The following is a 21836-nucleotide window of genomic DNA, read 5'->3' as shown; positions in this document are numbered from 1 at the left end:
AAACAAACAATATCAAAATCATCTCAAGGAAAAAGGGTTGCAACAAAGTATGTCTAGAAAAGGAAATTGTTTAGATAATGCGGTTGCTGAGAACTTCTTCGGCATATTGAAGAGTGAGATGTACCACAACGAAACGTTTAAAGACGTGAATGAGCTTATTGAAAACATCAAAGAATATATCCACTATTACAACAACGAGCGTATTAAGCTGAAACTAAAAGGCCTGAGTCCGATACAGTATCGAAATCAGGCCTTGGCAGCCGCTTAAAAATGAGTCCAACTTTATGGGGTCACTTCAAAATCTGTGGTTTTTTATTGTCCGTACCTCGTATTTCTAGGCTCGCTTCTCAAATCTCGATAGCCAGCACGTTCAAATCTGATATCTGACGACTGAAAACTAGCTTCTTCGAGGTGACAGCTTAAGGCTTGGAGCTAGGCTTTAGGCACAACTTTATAAATACCTACACCATCAACCCCAAGGTATAAATCTCCATTTGGATGGGTCGCAATACTGCGCACTCTGCCAACACCCTCAAATACTTTGCTGTGGCCAGTGACTTTATTACCATCGAGTTTAACAAGCACAAGGTGAGCAAACTTCATTGAGCCCACGGCTATTTGCCCTTGCCACTGCGGGTATTTATCGCTATTTATAAACGCCATACCAGAGGGCGCAATTGAAGGTACCCAGTACCAATCAGGTTGCTCCATGCCTTCGCGGCTTGTTTCATCCGTGATTTTTGTACCAATGTAATTAATGCCGTAGGTGATCTCAGGCCAACCATAATTAGCCCCAGCTTTAATAATATTAATTTCATCTCCCCCACGAGGGCCATGTTCATGACTCCAAATTACCCCAGTTTCTGGGTGCATAGCCATACCTTGAGGATTACGGTGACCATATGAGTAAATGCTTTTACGCGCGCTCTTATGGTTATAAAAAGGGTTTGATTCAGGAATAGAGCCATCACTGTTGATACGGTGAATTTTACCCGCATCGTAATCAAGGCTTTGTGGGTGAACATCTCTGTCGCCACGGTCGCCAATCGAAAAATACAAATAACCGTCTTTATCAAACTCAATACGCGAACCATAGTGTTTAGTTGTTGTGGTATTTGGTTCACCATTAAATAAGAGTTGCTGGTCTACAAGCGTCATGTCCTTTAAACGTGCACGCATTATTGAGGTGTTATAGCCTTCATCATCACCTTCATAACCTGAGTAAGAAAGGTAAATCCAGCCATTGTCGGCAAAATTTGGGTCGAGCTCTATATCAAGTAATCCCCCTTGGCCTTCTGCGTGAAGCTTAGGAGTTCCTTTGATTATTTGTTTATCAAGCTGACCATCGCGGATCAGCCTTAACTCACCACGCCTATCGGTCACTAATAAATCACGCTCGTTTAGCCACGCCATACCCCAAGGGATCTGAATCCCTTTACTCACTAATTCAAGCTCATACTTATTGGCACTGGCATCTAACGGAATTGTTTGCTCTGGCTGCGCACATGCCTGCAAGCTGGTTAAACTGATAGAAGCGACGACGAGGCTGCTAAATAAAGACTTTTTCATGGTTACTCCAAATTATTAAGCACAATACTATTAGCCTAGCTTGTTCGTAGGTAAATTGTTATTAACTTTCAGTAAAGTGCGACTATTGGTAGAAAAAGCGGGATAGAACAAAAGCGGTTGTAAGTTAGGGGTTAGAGGTTAGAGGTTAGAGGTTAGAGGTTAGAGGTTAGAGGTTAGGGGTTAGAGATTAGAGGTTAGGGGTTAGGGGTTAGAGATTAGAGGTGAAAGGTAGGAGTGGCTTCAGCCGTGAATTACGTGAGATTAGTACGCAGGGTAAACCCACTTCTCGCTTCTCATTACTCGAAGTTAGCGCAATCGACTCACAACTAACGACTGGAAACGAGTATCTTAACTTTCACATTTCACGGCTTCATGCGTTAATTGTTTAAGTGCGATAATTTGCCCTTGTTGATTTTGGTCAAGGGCCAACAGGTCGCCTTGGTGAATGTGGGTATCGAGTGTGCCGTGTTTTTGTAGCTCTTCAAGTAGTGACTGTTTTATTTGTACGAGTATATTTTGCTCGCAATCTGCGATATACCAATCGTTATCAACACTGACTAAGCGGCCTGTGAAGCGGGTACGGGTTTGATGAGCTGCAAGGGCGTGTTGGTAGTCAGCATCTAGGGTTTGTTTTTGTTGTTTTAGGTTGCTGACATAGCTGCCTTTTGCGTCAAGTTCATGAACTTCAAGCCAGTGGTAATCTGATAAATCTACAGCATATACATCGGTCAGTTCGCGGTTATTGTATTGCAACATAATAAAGCCCAAAATGGCCAGCGCAGCAAAAACACCTGTCATTTGCAGTCCTAAAAAGCGTTGCTGTTTTGAGCGAGCTTGTTGTGGCTTTTGCATTTGCGTCAGCTGCTCAGGGCTTAAAGTATGCTGTGCTTTGCGTTTTTGATAATGCGCTTTTAAATCGGCATCAAATTGCTCGTCGTTACGCTTCATGATTGCCTCCAAGTTGTTGTTTTAGGTTTTGACGGGCGTATCGCAGCCGAGTTTTTATGGTCTCATGGTTGCTTTGTGTAATGGCAACAATGTCATCGAGGCTAAAGCCTTCTTGCTGCAGGGTCAGTGCTTCTCGCTGTACAAAGCTAAGCGCCATTAGTGCTTTATCAAATGCGTCATAATCGTAGTGATAACTTGCATCGTGTGGCTCAGACACTAGCTGGTTGTCTTCTAGTTCAACAAATTTTTGTTGTTTTCGAAACTCATCAATTAGCACGTTACGCGCTAAACGAAATAGCCACGCTTTTGGGTTGTTTTGCGCGTGATAAAAGTCACGTTTATCAATGACTTTTAACCAGGTTTGCTGGCAAATATCGAATGCTAGATCTTTATCACTTTGTGTTACTAGGTAGTGATAAAGGTCGTTACCGTATTGAGCAACAAGTTGGTTGAGATAACGGTTGTCGCCTGTTTTGGCATACAGCGCCAAACAATCGCTGTTTGGCGTGTCAAATAACCATGTCTTGATGCTCATTAGCATAGGCCGTTATCCATCTATTTTAAAATCAAGTTGAACGCTTTGGTTTGTTTGTAATTGTGCCACACCTTCAACTACTTTGGGGCGGTATTTCCAACGTTTTATAGCGCGAATAGCTTCTCGATCAAATACTCGTTTTGGCTCAGCGTCAATAATGACTGGGTCGATAACTTCGCCGGTGGGTGAAATGCTGAAACTAATTTGCACCCATCCTTCAATACCATCACGTGCAGCAACAGGGGGATACTTAGGGTTAATACGCACGATAGGGGTCGCATCACCGGTTGGTTGATTAATTGCTTTACTGAGTGAGTCGCCAATGCCATCAAATGTTATAGTAGGTGTTGCATCGGAAATGATTATTGTATCTGGGTTTTCAGCAGCTGGCCGCGGGGGCGTTTTCGGTGGCACCTGAGTAACGGGTGGTGGCGGCAAAGTTTGCTTTACTTGCACTTTTGAGTCTTCGGGCACTTGGTAAATTTCAACGGTAATATCGGGGCCCATTTTTATATCTGCGCGTTGCTCTGCTGAAATTAGGTATTGCATAAAGGCAAATGCAGCAAAGGTCATTACCCCGCCACCTATAATTGCGACGGTTGTCTTTAAAGCGCCATTGCTGTTATTCAAGCTTGCTGAGTTTAGTGGTAAAGTATGCATAGCCGTTCCTTTTTGGATAATTGCTTTCATAGCTAAAACGGCTGGCAAATAAAAAAGGGGTGAAACTATTTTCACTTTTTATTTTTTCACTTTAATTAGTGTGATTCTTTAGGTAGTTATGAAACTCATTCAAATAGATAAAGCCCGTTACCGTAAGCATTTAAACCACGTTATTGTAGCGTGTGTTATTGCTTTAGCCGTTGGTAGTTTAGCCATTTCACAAACCTTGATTGCGTTATTCCCAGACCCAAGTGGGAGTCATTTTCACTGGAATCTATCGGGGGTTGTTGTGTGCAGTTTGCTGGTGGGCTTTGTACTCAATAAATACCGCAACCATGATTACATGACCGAGATTGTGTATGTGTGGGAGCTTAAAAAAGCGCTGAATAAGATTACCCGTAAAATGCCAAAGCTAAAAGCGGCTGGGCGTGAGGGCAATGCCGATGCTTTATTAGCGATTCATTACAGCTATGCTGGCTCGCGTTTGTTATGGCAGCTCGACGACAACACCATCACTATGGATGAGCTGGCAATTAAACAAGCTGAGCTTGATAGTGTCGCCGAGAAATATAATTTAAGCCTGGATGCCGAGCGCTATGATGAGGCTATTTTAAAGAACTTTTAAGGACGAGTAATGAAGAAGGTTTTGGTTGTATGTTTGGGTAATATTTGCCGCTCACCAACTGCTGAAGCGGTGCTCAGAAGTCGTGCAAAGACGCTTAATGTTAATGTAAAAGTCGACTCAGCAGGCACGATTGGCTATCACCAAGGTAATCCACCTGATTCACGTTCAAAAGCAGCAGGCGAAAAACGAGGCTACAGCTTTAAAGGAATTTATTCGCGCCCGGTGACGCAGGCTGATTTTTATGAGTTTGATTTTATTTTAGCGGCTGACAAGCAAAATCTTGCTGATTTACACGCGCAATGCCCTGAGCATTTGCAATATAAATTGTCGTTATTTTTAAGCCATGGTGATGCGGGCGAGCAAGAAATTCCCGATCCTTATTATGGTGGCGATCAAGGTTTTGAAAAGGTCCTAGATTTAATCGAAAACGCGGCGGATAACTTGCTCAAAAAGCTTTAATTTTTTTAAAAGGTCGCACTGCGACCTTTTAGTTTATTTTGATTAGTTTATTTTAAAGTCGAGCTGAACTTGGGTTGTTGATGCAACGGCATGCCCATCTTCAAATTTTGGGGCATAACGCCACTTTTTCATTGCTTTTATAGCTTCTACTTCGAATGCTTTACCGCCTTTAGACTCAAGTATGGCAACGTTATCTACAAAGCCTGTGGGAGTCACTTCGAACTCCATAATAACAGAACCACTTTGTCTAAGCTGTGCCTTTGACATGGGGTACTTAGGATGCACGCGATACAAGGGCTCTTGCTCTTGGTTGTCTTTCCACGGCACCATTTTTGCGATAGCAATACAGTGCTTGGTTGCTTCATCGCTTTTGCCTATTTTTTCGTATAAATGAACTAGCTTAGAGTGGGCGTCCAGTTCGGCTTTGTGATCAAAACTGAGTGCGTCATCAAATACTTTAACAACATGGTTAAGGCGCTCAATTGCGTAGTCATAATCGTGCCTGCTTTGAGCAAAAGCGGCGGCTAAAAAGTCTGCTTGAATACGCTCTAGCGAGTTACTTGGCACATTATTTTTATAATATTCATCGGCTTCTTCTAGGTAACGTTTAGCTGTTAAGTAACGTTCACCACTGTTTTTAAGGGCCAAAATACGTGCTGCACTGAGCTTACTGTCGGCAACCAGTTTGTCATTCTTTTGTTGCTCAGCAATGCTAATTAAGTCGCTTAAGTAAGCACTTGCTTTTCTTGCTGATTGAGTCGATTCAGCCATGCCGAGCAGTGCATCATAGACTTCGGTACTGTGTTCACCATGTCTTTTTTCTAAAATAGTGTATGCCGTTTTGTATAACTCGTATTGTTTTTCGTGCTGGTAAGTGGCAAGACTATTTGCGTAGTTAATGGCTAAATTCGCTGTATTATCGGTGTTTTCGCCATACACTTTTTGACCGAGTTGATAGGCTTTTTGCGCAAGTTCGGTAGTGTCTTGTTGGTTTTCAAGCGCAGCTAAATAGGCCCGGTAAGTTTCATTAAACTCACTGTTTATATCTTGATTAGCTAAACAAGGCTGGCTTAATAGTATGCCTAAACATATGGCTAAAGAGACTTTTTTCATAATAATCCTTATTATATTTAGCAAGTTAGCTTTTAAATAAATCACAAACGAGGGTTACTCATATTTATTAGTCGAGATTAGCAAAAGGTATTATAAATGTCACTTAATTGGGTAATTTATAGTTAAAAATGCGGAGGAAGTGTTGATGAATACGGCTGTAAAATTAAGCTTGAAGGATGTGCAAAGCTCGTATCTTCGTCTGGTTTGAGTGTATAATACTTGAATTGCTGGTAACTGCCTCAATATTAGTTATCACTCGTCGTATGTTGCATTCTTACAACCTCAAACTGTTGTAATCACATTTGCAGTATTGCATTTATTTTTTTAATTTGGATTTGTCGTGGCGCAAGTAAGAGCAAGAGTCCAGCTAAATGTTGGCAAAAACAGTGATATCCCTGCAGAAATCGTCTCGTTTAGTGGTTTAAATGATGGTCAAGAGCATATTGCTTTAGTATTTAATCAAGCCGACACCGAGCAAGACATCCCCTTAATTCGTATGCATTCAGAGTGCTTAACGGGTGATGTATTTCATTCTTCGCGTTGTGACTGTGGTGAGCAGTTAAATGAGTGCATTGAAATGATGCATGAGCAAGGTGGAATTTTATTATATTTGCGCCAAGAAGGGCGTGGCATAGGTTTATACAATAAGATTGATGCTTATGTATTGCAATCGCAAGGTATGAATACTTACGAAGCGAATAACCACCTAGGTTTTGCCGATGATTTGCGTGATTTTTCTGACGCTGTTTTAATGCTCGAGGCACTTAATCAAAAGCATGTTAAGTTAATGACTAACAACCCAAATAAGCTCAAAGCTCTGCGTGATGCTGGCATTGAAGTTGATTCAGTTGTTGGCACGCATGCACACATTAAAGCAGGTGTTGTTGGTAATCGCGCTTACTTAGAAACAAAAATCAAACATGGTTCACACATGCTTGACATCAAAAAAATTAAAAAGCCTGAATAATTTTCACAGCAGGTGACTATAAACAAATAGCGCACCCAGTTATACTCGGTGCGTTTTGTCGTTATTGAATGAGAAGCTATGTCGATCGAAGTGCGTATTTTTAAAGCCGATGCAGGCGTAAAATGGTTTAAAGCAGGTTGGGAAATCTTTAAGCTGCAACCGTTTACGTTTATTTTAATGCACCTATTAATAGGTGTGATTGGTTTCTTATCGTTAGTGTTACCCCTGCTGCAAGTTGTCGGTGCATTTGTTGCCCCATTTTTAATGGCGGGCTTTTATCAAGCCGTGCTAACTAAACAACAAGGTGGCACGATTAGTCAGGCAGATATCTTTAAACCGTTTACCAATAAAGGGAATCGTATTGGTTTAGTGCGAGTTGCTGTGTATCAAATGGCGGCGGGCATTTTATTAGCGGTGTTATCTAATTTTATCTTTGCTGATGCCTATGCAGTTATTTCAAGTCAAACGTTCGACCCACAAAACCAAACACACATAGCGGATTTACTGGCAACCATTTCTATGGGGCAAGTGGCCGTTTTTTTACTGGCAATCTGTGTGTATTTAACGGCGTTTGCTTATGCAGTCCCCTTGGTTTATTTTCAAAAGCAAACCAACATGTTCCAGGTATTAAAAACCTCGTTCATGGTGTTTTATCATAATATGGCTCCGTTAGGTGTTTACGGTTTGATTTGTGCTGTATTAATGCTGATCTGTATACCTTTATCGTTTATTCCACTATTGGTTTTAATGCCAATTTGTTACATTAGCTTCTTCGTGTCTTTTCAGGCTATTTTTATGCCAGTTGTGCCAAAAAGTGATGACCAACCAAAGACACCAGAAACATCGTCACAATCAGGACGCTTTGACGCGTAATGGATGATAAAGAAAAAAAGTTAAAAAATTACGTACTTTGGTTACTTTCACGACAAGATTACTCGCGTCGCGATTTAACCCGAAAGCTACAACAAAAAGAAGCGACGCCCGAGTTTACAGAGCGTTTGTTAGATTGGTGTGAGTCACACAACTTTATTAACGAGCAGCGCTACTGCGAAGGGTTTGTACGCCGCCATTTAGCGAAGTATCATGGGGCTAAACGCATCCAAAGCGAAGCAATGGCAAAAGGGATAGATCGGGCTTTGTTAGACAAGACGCTCGAAGAGTTCGAAATCGATTGGTTTGAGCTCGCACAGGACGCATATTTAAAAAAGTTTTCAAATTCACGTAAAGAACTCGATCAGAAAGAAAAAGCGAAACGTGTACGCTACTTGATGTATCGAGGCTTTAATTACGAACAAATTGATTTTGCAATGCAAGCACAGCAATAAACGGGTGAGACTTTCACATGCAGCATATGACTACCGCACAGATCAGGCAACAGTTCTTAGACTTTTTTGCCTCTAAACAACACCAAATTGTTCCTTCAAGCTCGCTGATCCCGGGCAACGATGCCACATTATTATTCAATAACGCCGGCATGGTGCAATTTAAAGATGTATTTTTAGGTGCGGAAAGCCGCCCTTATTCACGTGCAACCAGCTCACAGCGTTGTGTGCGCGCAGGTGGTAAACATAACGACCTTGAAAACGTGGGTTACACTGCACGTCACCATACATTCTTCGAAATGTTAGGTAACTTCAGCTTTGGCGATTACTTCAAACAAGACGCGATTAAGTTTGCGTGGCAGTTTTTAACAGATACTGTAAAGTTACCGCAAGAAAAGTTATTGGTTACTATTTACCACGATGACGAAGAAGCGTTTAACATTTGGCACAAAGAAGTGGGTCTAAGTGAAGACCGCATCATTCGTATTGCAACGAGCGATAACTTCTGGTCAATGGGTGACACGGGTCCGTGTGGTCCATGTTCAGAAATCTTTTATGATCACGGTGAAGAAATTTGGGGGGGGCCTCCAGGTTCACCTGAAGAAGATGGCGACCGTTTCATTGAAATTTGGAACCTCGTATTCATGCAATACAACCGCCATGCCGACGGTACAATGGAGCCGCTTCCTAAGCAATCTGTTGATACTGGTATGGGTCTTGAGCGTATCGCGGCTATTTTACAAGGCGTTCACTCAAACTACGAAATCGATTTGTTCCAAGCACTCATTGCTGCGGCGGCTAAAGTAACCAACGCGCAAGATTTAAATGATAAATCATTACGCGTAGTGGCTGACCACATTCGTTCGTGTGCATTCTTAGTGTCTGACGGCGTTATGCCATCAAACGAAGGCCGCGGTTACGTATTACGTCGTATTATTCGTCGTGCAGTACGTCACGGTAACAAACTTGGCGCAAAAGGCGCGTTCTTCTATAAGCTTGTTGCTGCACTAATCGAGCAAATGGGTCAAGCGTACCCTGAGCTTGCTAAGCAACAAGAAATTATCGAAAAAGTATTACGCATCGAAGAAGAGCAGTTTGGTAAAACACTTGAGCGTGGTCTAGCAATTCTTGAAGAAAGCCTTACTGACATCGAAGGTGATGTAATCCCGGGTGATTTAGTCTTCAAGCTTTACGATACTTACGGTTTCCCTGCTGATTTAACGGCTGACGTTGCGCGTGAGCGTTTCATGACTATTGATGAGCAAGGTTTTCAAGAGTGCATGGCTGTTCAGCGTAAGCAAGCACAGCAAGCGGGTAAATTTGGTGCTGATTATAACCAGCAACTTAAATCTGAAAAACACACAGACTTTAAAGGGTACGATTCAGAGCACTACACTGGCACCGTGGTTGAATTATTTGCTGAGGGCCAATCTGTTTCTGTACTTGAAGATGGCCAAGAAGGTATTGCAATTCTTGACCGTACACCATTCTACGCCGAGTCAGGTGGTCAGGTTGGTGACACGGGTGTGTTAAAAGTGGCGGGTGGTGAGTTTGTTGTTACTAACACTACCAAGCTGGGTAATGCATTTGCGCACCATGGTCGTGTACAAGGCCGCATTGGTACAAACGACAAAGCAGAAGCAACAATTGATGCTGCACGTCGCGATAGCATTAAGAAAAACCATACTGCCACGCATATTTTACATGAAACGCTTCGCCAAATTTTAGGTGATCACGTAAGTCAAAAAGGTTCACTGGTTGACCCTGAGCGTTTACGTTTTGATTTCTCTCACTTTGAAGCCGTAACAAAAGATGAATTACGTCAAATTGAGCGTGCAGTGAACGACGAAATCCGTCGTAACTTTGCGCTTGAGACTGAGCTAATGGCAATTGATGAGGCCAAGGCAAAAGGGGCGATGGCGTTATTCGGTGAGAAATACGACGACGAAGTGCGCGTAGTCACGATTGGTGATTACTCAATCGAGCTGTGTGGTGGTACTCACGTTAAGCGTGCTGGTGATATTGGTTTATTCAAAATCGTATCAGAAAGCGGCATTGCAGCTGGTATTCGTCGTATCGAAGCGGTAACAGGTGCTGAAGCTGTTGCGTATGTCAGTGAGCAAGAGCAACAGTTAAACGATGTTGCAGCCCTAGTAAAAGGTGATAGCAGCACGGTACTTGAAAAAGTAACAGCACTCCTTGAAAAGTCAAAAGGGCTTGAGAAGCAAATTGCTCAGCTTAACGATAAGCTAGCAAGTGCGGCGGGTGCATCGCTACTTGACTCAGTTGTTGAAGTGAATGGTATTAAACTTCTAGTTGCTGATGTAGCTGGTACAGAGTCGAAAGCATTACGTGGCATGGTTGATGACCTGAAAACGAAGATTGGTTCAGGCGTGATTGCACTTGGTGTAGCAAACGGCGACAAAGTTAGCTTAATTGCCGGTGTAACTAAAGACCTGACAGGCAAAGTGAAAGCGGGTGAACTTGTTAATCACATGGCTGCACAAGTGGGCGGTAAAGGCGGTGGTCGTCCTGATATGGCGCAAGCGGGTGGTACTCAGCCAGAGAACCTAAGCGCAGCTTTAGAAAGCGTAACTAGTTGGTTATCTGAACGTTCTTAATCACTAGTGGCACTTATCGTCCAAAAGTTCGGCGGCACTTCAGTGGGCTCCATTGAGCGTATTGAGGCCGTCGCCGACCTTGTTGTTAAAACAAAACAACAAGGCCATCAAGTTGTGGTGGTGCTCTCGGCTATGTCGGGAGAAACTAACCGTCTGATTGACCTCGCTAAACAAATAGATTCTCGGCCTAGTGCCCGTGAACTCGATGTGTTGCTTACCACTGGTGAGCAAGTGTCGGTATCGTTGTTGGCAATGGCAATAATTAAGCGTGGACACTCCGCTGTTAGCTTACTTGCCGATCAGGTAAATATTCGTACTGACAATATGTTCGGTAAAGCCCGTATTGAAGAAATTGCAGCGACACGGCTAAAGCATGAGCTTGAGCATAACCGGATTGCAATTATTGCTGGTTTTCAAGGCCGTGATATCGAGGGCAATATCACCACGTTAGGTCGCGGCGGCACTGATACCTCAGCAGTTGAAATTGCGGGGGCAATTAATGCCGATGAATGCCAAATTTATACTGATGTTGACGGCGTTTATACGACCGATCCACGCATTGAACCAAATGCGCGTCGTATGAGCCATGTTACCTTTGAAGAAATGCTCGAAATGGCGAGTTTAGGCGCAAAGGTCTTACATATTCGCAGTGTCGAAGCAGCAGGAAAGTATAATATACCGCTCAGGGTGTTATCGAGTTTTAATCCCGATCAAGGGACCTTGATCAGTTTTGAGGAGCCGGATGTGCAAGCAAATATTGTGTCGGGTATTGCGTTTAATCGAGATGAAAGTCTTATTTATGTCAACGCAGTGCCACAAGGAATGGAAAACCTTGCAAAAATTTTGCAACTTTTTGCAGAATTCGGTATCGAAATAGATATGATTAATCAAGTTAATCATAACTTTGAAAAAATAGACTATGCTTTTACTGTGCACACAAATGATTTTGAGCAGGCGCTTGAAATTTTAACCAGTAACCAAAGTGCTATCAAAGCTGAATCTATAAATGGAGTAAGCAATGTTGCCAAGGTATCTGCTGTTGGCGTAGGGATGAAATCTCACTCAGGTGTCGCAAGTTTATTTTTTAATGCACTTGCACAAGAAAGCATCAAAGTGATACTTATATCGACATCAGAAATAAAGATATCAGTTTTAATTGATGAAAAGTATTTAGAACTGGCTGTACGTGCACTACACAAAGTTTTTTTAACTGAAAATGAGTAAGATATAGAGTTTTTACTTACTTTTAGGTCTAGTTTTCATTAAAATGATTTTGACGCGGAATCTTTTAATTTTTTGGAACATGGGAGCAAGAGAATGCTAATACTAACTCGAAGAGTAGGTGAAACCCTAATGATCGGTGACGAAGTAACAGTTACTGTTCTTGGTGTTAAAGGAAATCAGGTTCGCATTGGTGTAAATGCACCTAAAGATGTCTCTGTACATCGTGAAGAAATTTACATGCGAATCCAAGCAGAGAAATCTAACCCTAATCCGGGTAATGTTTAATCAGCAACAAGATTTTTTAAGAGCCACTCATTGAGTGGCTCTTTTATTTAGCACGGTGGTCATTGCTTCGTTTAGCGCTTGCTTTGATAAATACTGCATGCCTTTGTCTGCTTTTAAAATATAACCCCGCTCTGTTTCAATAATCTCATTGATTTGCTGCCAACTTAATTGGTAGCTTTTGTAAGGGTTTTCGGCTTTTACACCCTCATCATCAAAACTAACGGTTACTTCACTGCCTGATGCGCGACTCAGCATTTGTCTAGTGACCCACCAAGGGCGTTTGTAGTAAAACGATAAACACTCAACGATAGCCAGCATAAACATAAAGCTGCCAAGGTAATGGTTTTCAAGCATATAAAAGGCAAGTAACCCTAGGCTTATTAGCAATAATAATAATGGATATTTTGGTTTTGCCTGTGAAGAGTAGGGCAATGACTCATCAAAGCACTCATAGTAATAAGGTTTATCTAGTGTGTAAGTTATACTTAGCGACATTCATAGTACTCACATTATTTGATACATGAAGTTTATCATTTTTAGAAAAAAACTACCGTAGTTGGTTTTCATTTTGTTGTCATTATGAGAGCTTATACCAACCTGCAATATTACTTAATCATTCAGAGGGGTTAAACCTGACGCTAGCTGCGTTAAAAGTTTCTATCTAGAACAACGTAATGATGAAGCTTTTCTCCTTGCTATTGCCCGTTTTACCTGTCTCTAAACAGCTTATTTAATTAAGCTGCCTAGAGTTTAAGTGAATGCGTTTAAGTAAATGTGTTTTTAGGCGAAAATATTATGCTCGTTAGCTCATTATCTTTAGCTCTTACAGTGGCCACTAACTCGTTTTTAGTTATGGCCGACATGCCTTATACACCGATTGATGAAATTAACCTTGCTAAGCCCAATGGCAAGTTAGCAAAAGCTGTTGCGACTACGCCTCATGGCTTTTTGATGCATTTAGGTGATATGAAATCTGGCTCTCTTGCATGTACCAATGAACTCTTAACAAGCAATAAAAAACTACTTACTTCTCTTTCTTCTCAGCCATTTATTTACACGCCTGGCGACAATGAATGGACCGACTGTGACCGTGCTACGCTAAATCCCCGTTTTGATGAACTTGAGCGATTAAACTACGTTAAAGGATTAATGTATGACGAAGCATACGTTAAAAAAGCGAAGCAGCTAGAGGGCTTTACACAGCAGGCCGATATGCTTGAAAACGCTCGCTGGCAGTTTGACGGAATAGAGTTTCGCACTTTGCATATACCAGGTACGTTTAATGGCCGCTCTCAAATACTAAAAACTGATAAACATGTTGCACTTGATGCGGCCGATACACGAGACAAGCTTAATGTAAATTGGTTAAATCAGGCGTTAGTTAATCAGAGTGCGAAAGCATATGTGTTTGGCTTTCAAGCCGATATCTATCGTTCAACTAAAAAGCAGCCATGCGCTGATTTACGCCGAAGCGACTGCGACGCCTTTAAAGTATATCGAGATGCAATCAATGACTTTGCAAAGCGCACTGATAAGCCGGTGTTGGTAATGCATGGTGATACACCCCCATACTGTCAGCAGCAACTGGCTGATAATTTAACCCGTTTGAATGTACCCGGCGACTTTGAAGTAAGTGATATAGCGAAGGTGAGTTTAGTCGATGGTAATTGGCAAATTAACAGTATGGCGTCAGGGAAGGTATTAACTGTTCAATGTAAGTAAAAAATTAAGTAAAAAAAGAGCGGCTTTATAAGCCGCTTTTTCGTAAGATGTCTATTTTTAGCAGTTAGTTTCTTCTGCTTTTACACCTTCTTTAACTTCTTCGCATGCATCTTCTACTGCATTTTGAGCGTCGGTTACTGCTTCATCAATGCGCTCACCAGCTTCTTCTGCTGTGTTGTCTTCACACCCCATAATAAATAAAGCTGAAAATAGGGCGATAGTAGCTGCTTTTAAAGTTGAATTTTTCATAATGAAATTCCTTGTAAATAAATTAGTAAAGTAAATTGCTGTTGGTTTGTTATTACTTAGGTACATTGCCTCTAAGAGCACCTGATATAAGTGAAATAACAAGTAAAACTAAGAATATAAAAAATATGATTTTAGCTATGCCTGCTGCGGCCCCTGCAATACCGCCAAAACCTAACACTGCAGCGATTAGCGCTATAACTAAAAAAGTAACTGTCCAGCGTAACATAATGTTCTCCTTGGTTATTTAATTTCGTTTCGGTTGATTAGACTGAAGCGAGTTCCATACCAAAGTTTTAAAGTCCTTATTTTTCAATTTGTTAGTTTTGTTCTCGGTTTTTTTTGTGGCGTGTCGTTTGGTAATTATTACGAGTGATCATGTAACTTATTCATAGTGATAATTTTTCAACTTCTATGCTGAAAGTGGACGCCTGTGATTATGTTTTCTTGGTAAGACCAATTTAACCTGTATGGCATACAAGTTACCAAACCCCTTGCTTTAGCTGATTTTTACGCTGCTACGTTACACAGTTAACTATTTTTACATATAACTTTTGACTATATTGAGTATTTTTATCGTCTATATTGGGTAGTTAATTGCCGTAATGGCTTGGTGTTAATTAATTGTTTGATGTGTTACCCTGTAATTAATTGGTTTTACCAATTGACAATAAAGCTTTAAAAATAAGTTTTGTTTGTTATTATGAATGTTTAAATATTCGATTTAAGTGTTTTTTTATTCTGAGTAGCGAGGGGAGCAGTATGGATATTGGTGGCTTACTTACAACCGCAGCCAGCTTAATGCTAACGGGTATGGTGGGTGTATTTATCTTTCTCAGTATTTTGATTTCAGCCGTACTGCTGATGTCGAAATTGTTGGGGCGATTTGAAAACTCTGCGAGCTCAGTTCCAGTCCGAACCGCAAAATTACAGCCTCAGCAAGGGGTACCACCGACACATATTGCAGCTATCAGCGCTGCTATCGCTCAATTTAGAAATAAACAACAATAACGGAGCAGCTTGAACATGGCTAAATTAAAACTAACCGAATTAGTATTGCGTGATGCGCATCAGTCTCTCTTAGCAACGCGTATGCGCCTAGATGATATGCTGCCTATTGCCGAAAAGCTTGATCATGCAGGTTATTGGTCTATTGAATCATGGGGGGGAGCTACTTTTGACTCCTGTATCCGTTATTTAGGTGAAGACCCTTGGCAGCGTATCCGTGAGCTAAAGGCGGCAATGCCAAACACTAAACAGCAAATGTTATTACGCGGTCAAAACCTTTTAGGTTATCGCCACTATGCTGATGACGTTGTTGAAAAATTTGTTGAACGCGCCCATAAAAATGGCGTTGATGTATTCCGTATTTTCGATGCGATGAATGATGTACGTAACTTAGAAACGGCGATTAAAGCGGCTGTTAAAGTGGGAGCGCACGCGCAAGGGACTATTTCGTATACGGTAAGCCCTGTTCATACGCTTGATATGTGGTTAAAACTTGCTAAACAATTAGAAGAGCTTGGTTGTCACTCTATTTGTATTAAAGATATGGCGGGTTTATTAAAACCGTATGAGTGTGAGCAACTCATTAAAGGGTTGAAAGAGACAGTTTCAATTCCGATTGCTATGCAATGTCATGCGACTACGGGGCTTAGCACTGCAACATATCAAAAAGCAATTGATGCGGGTATTGATATGCTTGATACCGCAATATCGTCAATGAGTATGACGTATGGCCACAGTGCCACTGAAACAATTGTGTCAATTGTTGAAGGCACAGAGCGCGATACTGAACTCGATTTAAATCAACTTGAAGAAATTGCTGCGTACTTCCGTGATGTTCGCAAAAAGTATGCGGCATTTGAAGGCAGCTTAAAAGGGGTTGATGGTCGAATTTTACTAGCACAAGTGCCTGGCGGCATGTTAACTAACATGGAAAACCAGCTTAAAGAGCAAGGTGCAGCAGATAAATTAGACCAAGTATTACTTGAGATCCCGCGTGTTCGTGAAGACTTAGGGTTCATTCCGCTTGTTACACCCACCTCGCAAATAGTAGGAACACAAGCGGTACTTAATGTATTAACTGGTGAGCGTTATAAAACAATCACTAAAGAAACTGCCGGTGTACTTAAAGGTGAATATGGTGCGACACCAGCGCCAATGAATAAAGAGTTGCAAGAACGCGTCCTTGATGGTGCTGAACCGATTACTTGTCGCCCTGCTGATAAACTTGAGCCTGAACTTGAGAAATTAGAAGCTGAGCTTTTAAAAGAAGCCAAAGAGCAAGGCTTAGAGCTTGCTGATGAAGTGATTGATGATGTGCTTACTTATGCATTATTCCCGCAAATTGGCTTGAAGTTTATTAAAAACCGCCATAATCCTGATGCATTTGAAGCAGTTCCAACCGCTGAAACTGCCCAGACTGAAAGTAAACAACCTACGTCAGGTAAAAATGCCGTTAAAGCTGAGCAGTATAGCGTAAAAGTTGATGGGAAAGTTTACGATGTCGTAGTAGCGCAAGGTGGTGAGCTTAAAGAAGTTACTCTTAAAGACAGCGAATTAATTCCACAATCGGCATCAGCGTCAGCGGGTGAAACGCTCAATGCGCCATTGGCGGGTAATATCTTTAAAATTAAGGTAAAGCCGGGCCAAACGGTAAATCAAGGCGATGTGGTTATCATTATGGAAGCAATGAAAATGGAAACCGAAGTCCGTGCTGCACATACAGGCACTGTCGCTGAAATCTTAGTAGCCGAAGGTGACTCAGTTACCACTGGCGATGCTATGATTTCGTTAGCGTAGGGGATAGAAGATGGATGGTCTTTTAAACCTTTGGCATGCAACGGGTATAGCAAACTTTACCTTTCCTGCTTTGATTATGATTGCCGTAGGGTGCTTATTGCTGTATTTGGCAATTGCACGTAATTTTGAGCCGTTGCTGCTTTTACCCATTGGCTTCGGCGCTATTTTGACAAACATTCCAGTTGCTGGGTTATCTGACCCAGGTGGGCTTTTATATTATGTTTATCACATTGGTATCGACTCAGGTGTTTTTCCACTGTTGATCTTTATGGGGGTGGGTGCATTAACAGATTTTAGTGCCTTAATTGCAAACCCTCGCATGTTGTTATTGGGGGCTGCTGCTCAGTTTGGTATTTTTGCAACCTTATTTGGTGCAATTTTACTTAACTTTATTCCAGGTTTTGAGTTTACCCTGCAAGATGCATCCGCTATCGCTATTATCGGTGGTGCCGATGGTCCAACGGCAATATTTTTAGCGTCGAAATTGGCTCCTGATTTATTAGGTGCCATTGCAGTAGCTGCTTATTCGTACATGGCATTGGTTCCTATAATTCAACCGCCTATCATGCGAGCTTTAACAACGCCTGAAGAGCGCCAAATTCAAATGCCACAATTACGTGCTGTGTCGAAAACTGAGAAGATTATTTTCCCGCTTATGGTATTGAGCCTAACTATTTTGTTCTTACCAGCGGCAACCCCTCTTGTTGGCATGTTTTGTTTAGGTAATTTAATGCGAGAGTCTGGTGTTGTTGACCGTTTAAGTAATAGTGCGCAAAACGAGATCATTAACATTACCACTATTTTCTTAGGTCTTGCTGTTGGCTCAAAACTGGCTGCCGATAAGTTCTTAACTGTCGAAACGATAGGTATTTTAGTACTTGGTGCATTGGCTTTTGCCATTGGTACAGCGTCTGGTGTCTTTATGGCAAAAGGCCTCAATAAGATTTCTAAATCACCTATTAACCCGCTAGTAGGGGCTGCTGGAGTGTCAGCCGTTCCAATGGCTGCGCGTGTTGTTAATAAAGTAGGCCTTGAAAGTAACCCGCATAATTTCTTGTTAATGCATGCAATGGGGCCAAATGTTGCAGGGGTACTAGGCAGTGCTGTTGCAGCTGGTATTTTGTTAGCGATTGTAGGTTAATAAATCGATTACACATTTTACTTCCAACCGACTGGCGCAGTAATTTTACTGCGCTTTTTTTTGCCTATAGACTGGCCACATCACCGTCTACATTAGGAAGCCACCATGAATATATTTGTTATCTTACTTTGCTTGTTTATTGCCTTGGTTATTCTGGTGCCCTTACTTGAAAAGTACCATTCAAAACTGGGCCTTGATGGCGCAACTAAATACGCTAAGTACATTTGGCCTCTGGTGATGATCTCAATGGTTATTCAGCTTATTTATTTACTCGTAAGGTAATTTAGGGCCAAGCACAAAAAAGCCGCTACAACGTGCAGCGGCTTTGTCATTATTAATTTAGCTTATTTGTTTAAGGCTAATTGCATTTCACGGTTACGCTGTAATTGCGCTAAGAAGTTATCTGCAATAGGTTTAAACTTGGCTAACTCATCACGAGGCAAGGGTTCTGATTTAGGTAGTTTTACCGTTTTAGGGTTACGGTGTACACCATTTACCAAAAACTCATAATGTAAGTGTGGGCCTGTTACACGACCAGTGGCACCGACCGTACCAATTTTTTGGCCTTGCTTCACTTTCTGACCCGTTTTAACCATTTTTTTGTTTAAGTGTAAGTACTTAGTCACGTATTGAGTGCCATGGCTAATAAAAACATAGTTACCGTTGTACTTACTGTAGCCTGCCTTAAGCACTTTACCATTACCAGCTGAAACAACCGGTGTGCCAGTGCGCGCGGCATAATCGATACCGTTGTGTGGCTTAACTGTCTTTGTTACAGGGTGTAAACGGCGTGGGTTAAAGCTAGAGCTAATATATTTAAAGTTAACTGGTGCACGCAAGAAGGCTTTTTTCATGCTACGGCCTTCTGGAGTGTAAAAGTTACCATCTGTATGACGAATTGCTGTGTAGCGCTCGCCTTGGTTAATAAATTCTGCGGCAATAATTTTACCGTCGCCAATATATTCACCGTCAACATAATGTGCTTCGTAAATTAAACCGAATTGGTCGCCATTACGAATATCATTGGCAAAATCGACATCCCAACCAAAAATATCAGCAAAGTTCATAATTTGACGTTCGCTAAGGCCTGCGGCAATACCTGATGTCCAAAAGCTGCTATTAATCTCTCCACCGGCTGATTTACTCAGCGTTTCTATCTCTTTACTATCGATAGAGGTGTCGTAGTTACCTTCTTCGTTTAAGGTAACGTATAAGGTATCTGTTTTTGAGATAACATAGCGAAGCTGTGCTAATGAGCCATCTTCTGCGGTTGCAAAGCTTAATACTTCACCTGGATGAATTTTTGTCAGTTTACGCGTTTCAGCATTTGTATTGATTAGCTTGTGTAATGTTTGTGCTGAAAAACCTGCACGTTTAAAAATAAGTGCTAAATTATCGCCATTGCGAACTTCATGGTCGATAAGGTCGTATTCTGGAAGTTTAGCTGCTGCTTGCTCAGAATTTAATTCAGTCAGTTTTTCGTTATCGTCAACTTTAACTTGTAATTCGTAGCGCTTGCCAATCTCAAGTGCATTCGCACTGTTATCCTTTGATGCGGTGGCTTTTTCCGAAGGTAATAATGCTAAGCCAGCAATAGCAGAAACCAAACCGAGAATAAGCAGTTTGTGTTTTTTGGGGAGTTTGTGCACAACGTGAACCATAACGTGCCTTTTTCTGCTGTCAAGAAAATTAATTACTAATATTGCAGGATATACCTAAAATAGAGCAAATACCAGAGTTTTGTAGATTTAAACTGGCGCTATTTTACGCTAGAATTAGTAGGCGCGTTAAACTTTTTTGATTAAATTTGCAGCAGATGCCAAGAGTTAAACTAATTATGCATTAGTTAACTAAAGTACCTTCATTAAAATGCAATAACGCGGTATAAAGAACAATCACGCGCGCTGCCTTCGGGGCTTTTACTTAACACGGTTAAGTTAGCTTTATTTTTGTGCAGTATTTCTGGCGCTAACTAGCTAAATTTTAATGTTTTAGTTCTATTTTAACCCTAATAGGCCACCACGCCCGGTAAGCTGAATTTTTGGAGTAATACACAGTGGATTTACAAACCGCTCTAGCTGAGATAAAACGCGGTGCAGAAGAGATATTAATTGAAGACGAATTAGTTGAAAAATTAAAGTCTGGTAAGAAGTTAAAGATCAAAGCGGGTTTCGATCCAACTGCGCCTGATCTACATTTAGGTCACACAGTACTTATCAATAAAATGAAAACCTTCCAAGACCTAGGTCATGAAGTGATTTTCTTGATTGGTGATTTCACAGGTATGATTGGTGATCCAACGGGTAAAAACGTGACACGTAAACCGTTAACCCGTGATGACGTGCTTGCAAATGCCGAAACATATAAAGAGCAAGTATTTAAGATTCTTGATCCTGCTAAAACAACGGTTGCATTTAACTCTACGTGGATGGAGACATTAGGTGCTGCGGGCATGATCAAACTGGCTGCGCGTCAAACAGTAGCACGTATGCTAGAACGTGATGACTTTAAAAAGCGTTATGCCGGTGGCCAATCTATTGCAATCCACGAATTTTTATATCCACTTGTTCAAGGTTGGGACTCAGTTGCATTAGAAGCAGACGTTGAACTAGGTGGTACTGATCAACGTTTTAATTTACTAATGGGTCGTGAGTTACAAAAAGACGAAGGTCAAAAGCCACAAACAGTGCTAATGATGCCGCTGCTTGAAGGGACTGACGGCGTACAAAAAATGTCTAAATCATTAGGCAACTACATTGGTATTACTGATGAACCAAACGATATGTTTGGTAAAGTGATGTCAATTAGTGATGAGCTAATGTGGCGTTACTATGACTTACTAAGTGCGTTATCTATTGAAGAAATTGCTGCGCTTAAGCAACGCGTTGCAGAGGGTGTTAATCCGCGTGATATTAAGATTGAACTGGCTAAAGAATTAATTGCGCGTTTCCACAGCGCAGATGCAGCCGAAGGTGCACACCAAGATTTCATCAAACGATTCCAAAAAAATGCTTTACCAGATGAAATCCCTGAAGTGACTGTAACGATCGCTGAAGAGTCGGTCTTTATCACTAATTTGCTAAAAGAAGCAAACTTAGTAGCGAGTACGTCTGAAGCAATGCGAATGATCAAGCAAGGCGCAGTTAAAATTAATGGTGAAGAAAAAGTAACAGATACTAAGCTTGAAGTTGCAAAAGGCACCACTGAGATTTACCAAGTAGGTAAACGTAAGTTTGCAAAGATCACGGTTGCTTAATACTTCCATACTAAGCAAAACAAAAAACCAGCTTCGGCTTAATGCAGATCAGTTAAGCATATTTTTATGATCACTTGACTGATCTTTTCATAGCTTCACAATCCGATATTAGAAATAGTATCGGATTTTTTTTATGTCTCTAATTCAACACTTTGATGATATGTCCTCCTTTTTAGATGATGTACATACACTCGACAAACTTAAGCAGGTTCTTGACCCTGATATTCTTGAACAAGCATTTGAACATGCGGGAGTTGCCACTGTTCGTAAAAGGCGGTTACCGCTAGAAGCTATTATGTGGTCTGTAATTGGTATGAGTTTATTCCGAAACGAAACTG

25 protein-coding genes are annotated in these 21836 nt (G+C 41.4%); 16 read left to right on the top strand and 9 right to left on the bottom strand.

Annotation, left to right across the window (positions count from 1 at the left end):
* Nucleotides 1-268 (top strand): IS3 family transposase (locus LPA49_RS21305; protein ID WP_143474491.1); only part of this gene is annotated, 268 nt, incomplete at its 5' end.
* Nucleotides 269-432: 164 nt separating this feature from the next.
* On the opposite strand, the gene LPA49_RS21300 is transcribed toward LPA49_RS21305, so the two are convergent.
* From LPA49_RS21300 to LPA49_RS21285, 4 genes are all read right to left on the bottom strand, one after another.
* Complete coding sequence (locus LPA49_RS21300; protein WP_036970531.1) at nt 433-1569, bottom strand: PQQ-dependent sugar dehydrogenase; 1137 nt, start codon at nt 1567-1569, stop codon at nt 433-435.
* A gap of 348 nt (nt 1570-1917) precedes the next feature.
* A complete protein-coding gene (locus LPA49_RS21295; protein ID WP_065978424.1) occupies nt 1918-2517 on the bottom strand; it encodes a hypothetical protein in 600 nt (199 codons plus the stop codon).
* Nucleotides 2507-3058 (bottom strand): RNA polymerase sigma factor, encoded by a 552-nt coding sequence (locus LPA49_RS21290; protein WP_065978423.1) that lies wholly within the window; start codon nt 3056-3058, stop codon nt 2507-2509. The genes LPA49_RS21295 and LPA49_RS21290 overlap by 11 nt, the downstream gene beginning before the upstream one ends.
* Before the next feature lie 6 nt (nt 3059-3064).
* Nucleotides 3065-3712 carry an energy transducer TonB gene (locus LPA49_RS21285; RefSeq protein WP_230237731.1) on the bottom strand — a complete coding sequence of 216 codons (648 nt, stop codon included), beginning with the start codon at nt 3710-3712 and terminating at the stop codon, nt 3065-3067.
* Between the two features lie 118 nt (nt 3713-3830).
* On the opposite strand from LPA49_RS21285, the gene LPA49_RS21280 reads away from it, so the two are divergent.
* Nucleotides 3831-4337: a DUF3087 domain-containing protein gene (locus LPA49_RS21280; protein ID WP_075593837.1), complete on the top strand. Its 507-nt coding sequence runs from the start codon at nt 3831-3833 to the stop codon at nt 4335-4337.
* Nucleotides 4338-4346: 9 nt separating this feature from the next.
* A complete protein-coding gene (locus LPA49_RS21275; protein WP_036970515.1) occupies nt 4347-4796 on the top strand; it encodes a low molecular weight protein-tyrosine-phosphatase in 450 nt (149 codons plus the stop codon).
* Nucleotides 4797-4838: 42 nt separating this feature from the next.
* Here LPA49_RS21275 and LPA49_RS21270 read toward each other — a convergent pair whose 3' ends face one another.
* Nucleotides 4839-5909: a TonB family protein gene (locus tag LPA49_RS21270; protein ID WP_230237730.1), complete on the bottom strand. Its 1071-nt coding sequence runs from the start codon at nt 5907-5909 to the stop codon at nt 4839-4841.
* A gap of 340 nt (nt 5910-6249) precedes the next feature.
* Between LPA49_RS21270 and ribA the strand changes: the two genes are divergently transcribed.
* The 6 genes from ribA to csrA all read left to right on the top strand — a co-directional run bounded on the left by ribA (nt 6250) and on the right by csrA (nt 12328).
* Nucleotides 6250-6876 carry a GTP cyclohydrolase II gene (ribA, locus tag LPA49_RS21265; protein ID WP_036970507.1) on the top strand — a complete coding sequence of 209 codons (627 nt, stop codon included), beginning with the start codon at nt 6250-6252 and terminating at the stop codon, nt 6874-6876.
* A 78-nt stretch (nt 6877-6954) separates the two neighbouring features.
* Nucleotides 6955-7749 carry a BPSS1780 family membrane protein gene (locus LPA49_RS21260; RefSeq protein WP_065978419.1) on the top strand — a complete coding sequence of 265 codons (795 nt, stop codon included), beginning with the start codon at nt 6955-6957 and terminating at the stop codon, nt 7747-7749.
* Entirely contained in the window at nt 7749-8201 is a 453-nt protein-coding gene (locus LPA49_RS21255; protein WP_036970503.1) for a regulatory protein RecX, read from the top strand. The genes LPA49_RS21260 and LPA49_RS21255 overlap by 1 nt, the downstream gene beginning before the upstream one ends.
* A 17-nt stretch (nt 8202-8218) precedes the next feature.
* Nucleotides 8219-10819, top strand: a complete 2601-nt coding sequence (alaS, locus tag LPA49_RS21250; protein WP_230237729.1) for an alanine--tRNA ligase — start codon at nt 8219-8221, stop codon at nt 10817-10819.
* Between the two features lie 6 nt (nt 10820-10825).
* A complete protein-coding gene (locus LPA49_RS21245; RefSeq protein WP_036970498.1) occupies nt 10826-12043 on the top strand; it encodes an aspartate kinase in 1218 nt (405 codons plus the stop codon).
* Between the two features lie 93 nt (nt 12044-12136).
* Nucleotides 12137-12328 (top strand): carbon storage regulator CsrA, encoded by a 192-nt coding sequence (csrA, locus tag LPA49_RS21240; RefSeq protein ID WP_036970495.1) that lies wholly within the window; start codon nt 12137-12139, stop codon nt 12326-12328.
* A 27-nt stretch (nt 12329-12355) separates the two neighbouring features.
* Here csrA and LPA49_RS21235 read toward each other — a convergent pair whose 3' ends face one another.
* On the bottom strand, nt 12356-12823 hold the full coding sequence (locus LPA49_RS21235) for a YcxB family protein (protein WP_074989457.1): 468 nt from the start codon (nt 12821-12823) through the stop codon (nt 12356-12358).
* A 300-nt stretch (nt 12824-13123) separates the two neighbouring features.
* Between LPA49_RS21235 and LPA49_RS21230 the strand changes: the two genes are divergently transcribed.
* Nucleotides 13124-14050 (top strand): hypothetical protein, encoded by a 927-nt coding sequence (locus tag LPA49_RS21230; RefSeq protein WP_230237728.1) that lies wholly within the window; start codon nt 13124-13126, stop codon nt 14048-14050.
* Nucleotides 14051-14107: 57 nt separating this feature from the next.
* Here LPA49_RS21230 and LPA49_RS21225 read toward each other — a convergent pair whose 3' ends face one another.
* Both LPA49_RS21225 and LPA49_RS21220 read right to left on the bottom strand, forming a co-directional pair.
* Entirely contained in the window at nt 14108-14299 is a 192-nt protein-coding gene (locus LPA49_RS21225; RefSeq protein ID WP_036970483.1) for a hypothetical protein, read from the bottom strand.
* A gap of 52 nt (nt 14300-14351) precedes the next feature.
* Nucleotides 14352-14525, bottom strand: a complete 174-nt coding sequence (locus LPA49_RS21220) for a DUF1328 domain-containing protein (RefSeq protein WP_036970480.1) — start codon at nt 14523-14525, stop codon at nt 14352-14354.
* Nucleotides 14526-15058: 533 nt separating this feature from the next.
* Between LPA49_RS21220 and LPA49_RS21215 the strand changes: the two genes are divergently transcribed.
* The 4 genes from LPA49_RS21215 to LPA49_RS21200 all read left to right on the top strand — a co-directional run bounded on the left by LPA49_RS21215 (nt 15059) and on the right by LPA49_RS21200 (nt 18524).
* Entirely contained in the window at nt 15059-15307 is a 249-nt protein-coding gene (locus LPA49_RS21215) for an OadG family transporter subunit (protein ID WP_036970477.1), read from the top strand.
* A gap of 15 nt (nt 15308-15322) precedes the next feature.
* The gene (gene oadA / locus LPA49_RS21210) at nt 15323-17101 is read left to right on the top strand and encodes a sodium-extruding oxaloacetate decarboxylase subunit alpha (protein WP_036970475.1); all 1779 of its coding nucleotides are present in this window, start codon (nt 15323-15325) and stop codon (nt 17099-17101) included.
* Nucleotides 17102-17111: 10 nt separating this feature from the next.
* A complete protein-coding gene (locus tag LPA49_RS21205) occupies nt 17112-18242 on the top strand; it encodes a sodium ion-translocating decarboxylase subunit beta (RefSeq protein WP_036970471.1) in 1131 nt (376 codons plus the stop codon).
* Nucleotides 18243-18347: 105 nt separating this feature from the next.
* A complete protein-coding gene (locus LPA49_RS21200) occupies nt 18348-18524 on the top strand; it encodes a hypothetical protein (protein WP_162898025.1) in 177 nt (58 codons plus the stop codon).
* Between the two features lie 62 nt (nt 18525-18586).
* On the opposite strand, the gene LPA49_RS21195 is transcribed toward LPA49_RS21200, so the two are convergent.
* Entirely contained in the window at nt 18587-19903 is a 1317-nt protein-coding gene (locus tag LPA49_RS21195) for a peptidoglycan DD-metalloendopeptidase family protein (protein WP_036970468.1), read from the bottom strand.
* Between the two features lie 395 nt (nt 19904-20298).
* Between LPA49_RS21195 and tyrS the strand changes: the two genes are divergently transcribed.
* Entirely contained in the window at nt 20299-21498 is a 1200-nt protein-coding gene (tyrS, locus tag LPA49_RS21190) for a tyrosine--tRNA ligase (RefSeq protein ID WP_065978412.1), read from the top strand.
* A gap of 133 nt (nt 21499-21631) precedes the next feature.
* A partial coding sequence (locus tag LPA49_RS21185; RefSeq protein ID WP_230237514.1) for a transposase domain-containing protein occupies nt 21632-21836 on the top strand: 205 nt, incomplete at its 3' end.

It is taken from the genome of Pseudoalteromonas sp. MB41, assembly GCF_020966275.1.
GTDB lineage: Bacteria > Pseudomonadota > Gammaproteobacteria > Enterobacterales > Alteromonadaceae > Pseudoalteromonas > Pseudoalteromonas lipolytica.
Note: the sequence above shows the minus strand (reverse complement) of the source record. Positions and strands in the feature narration are given on the sequence as shown.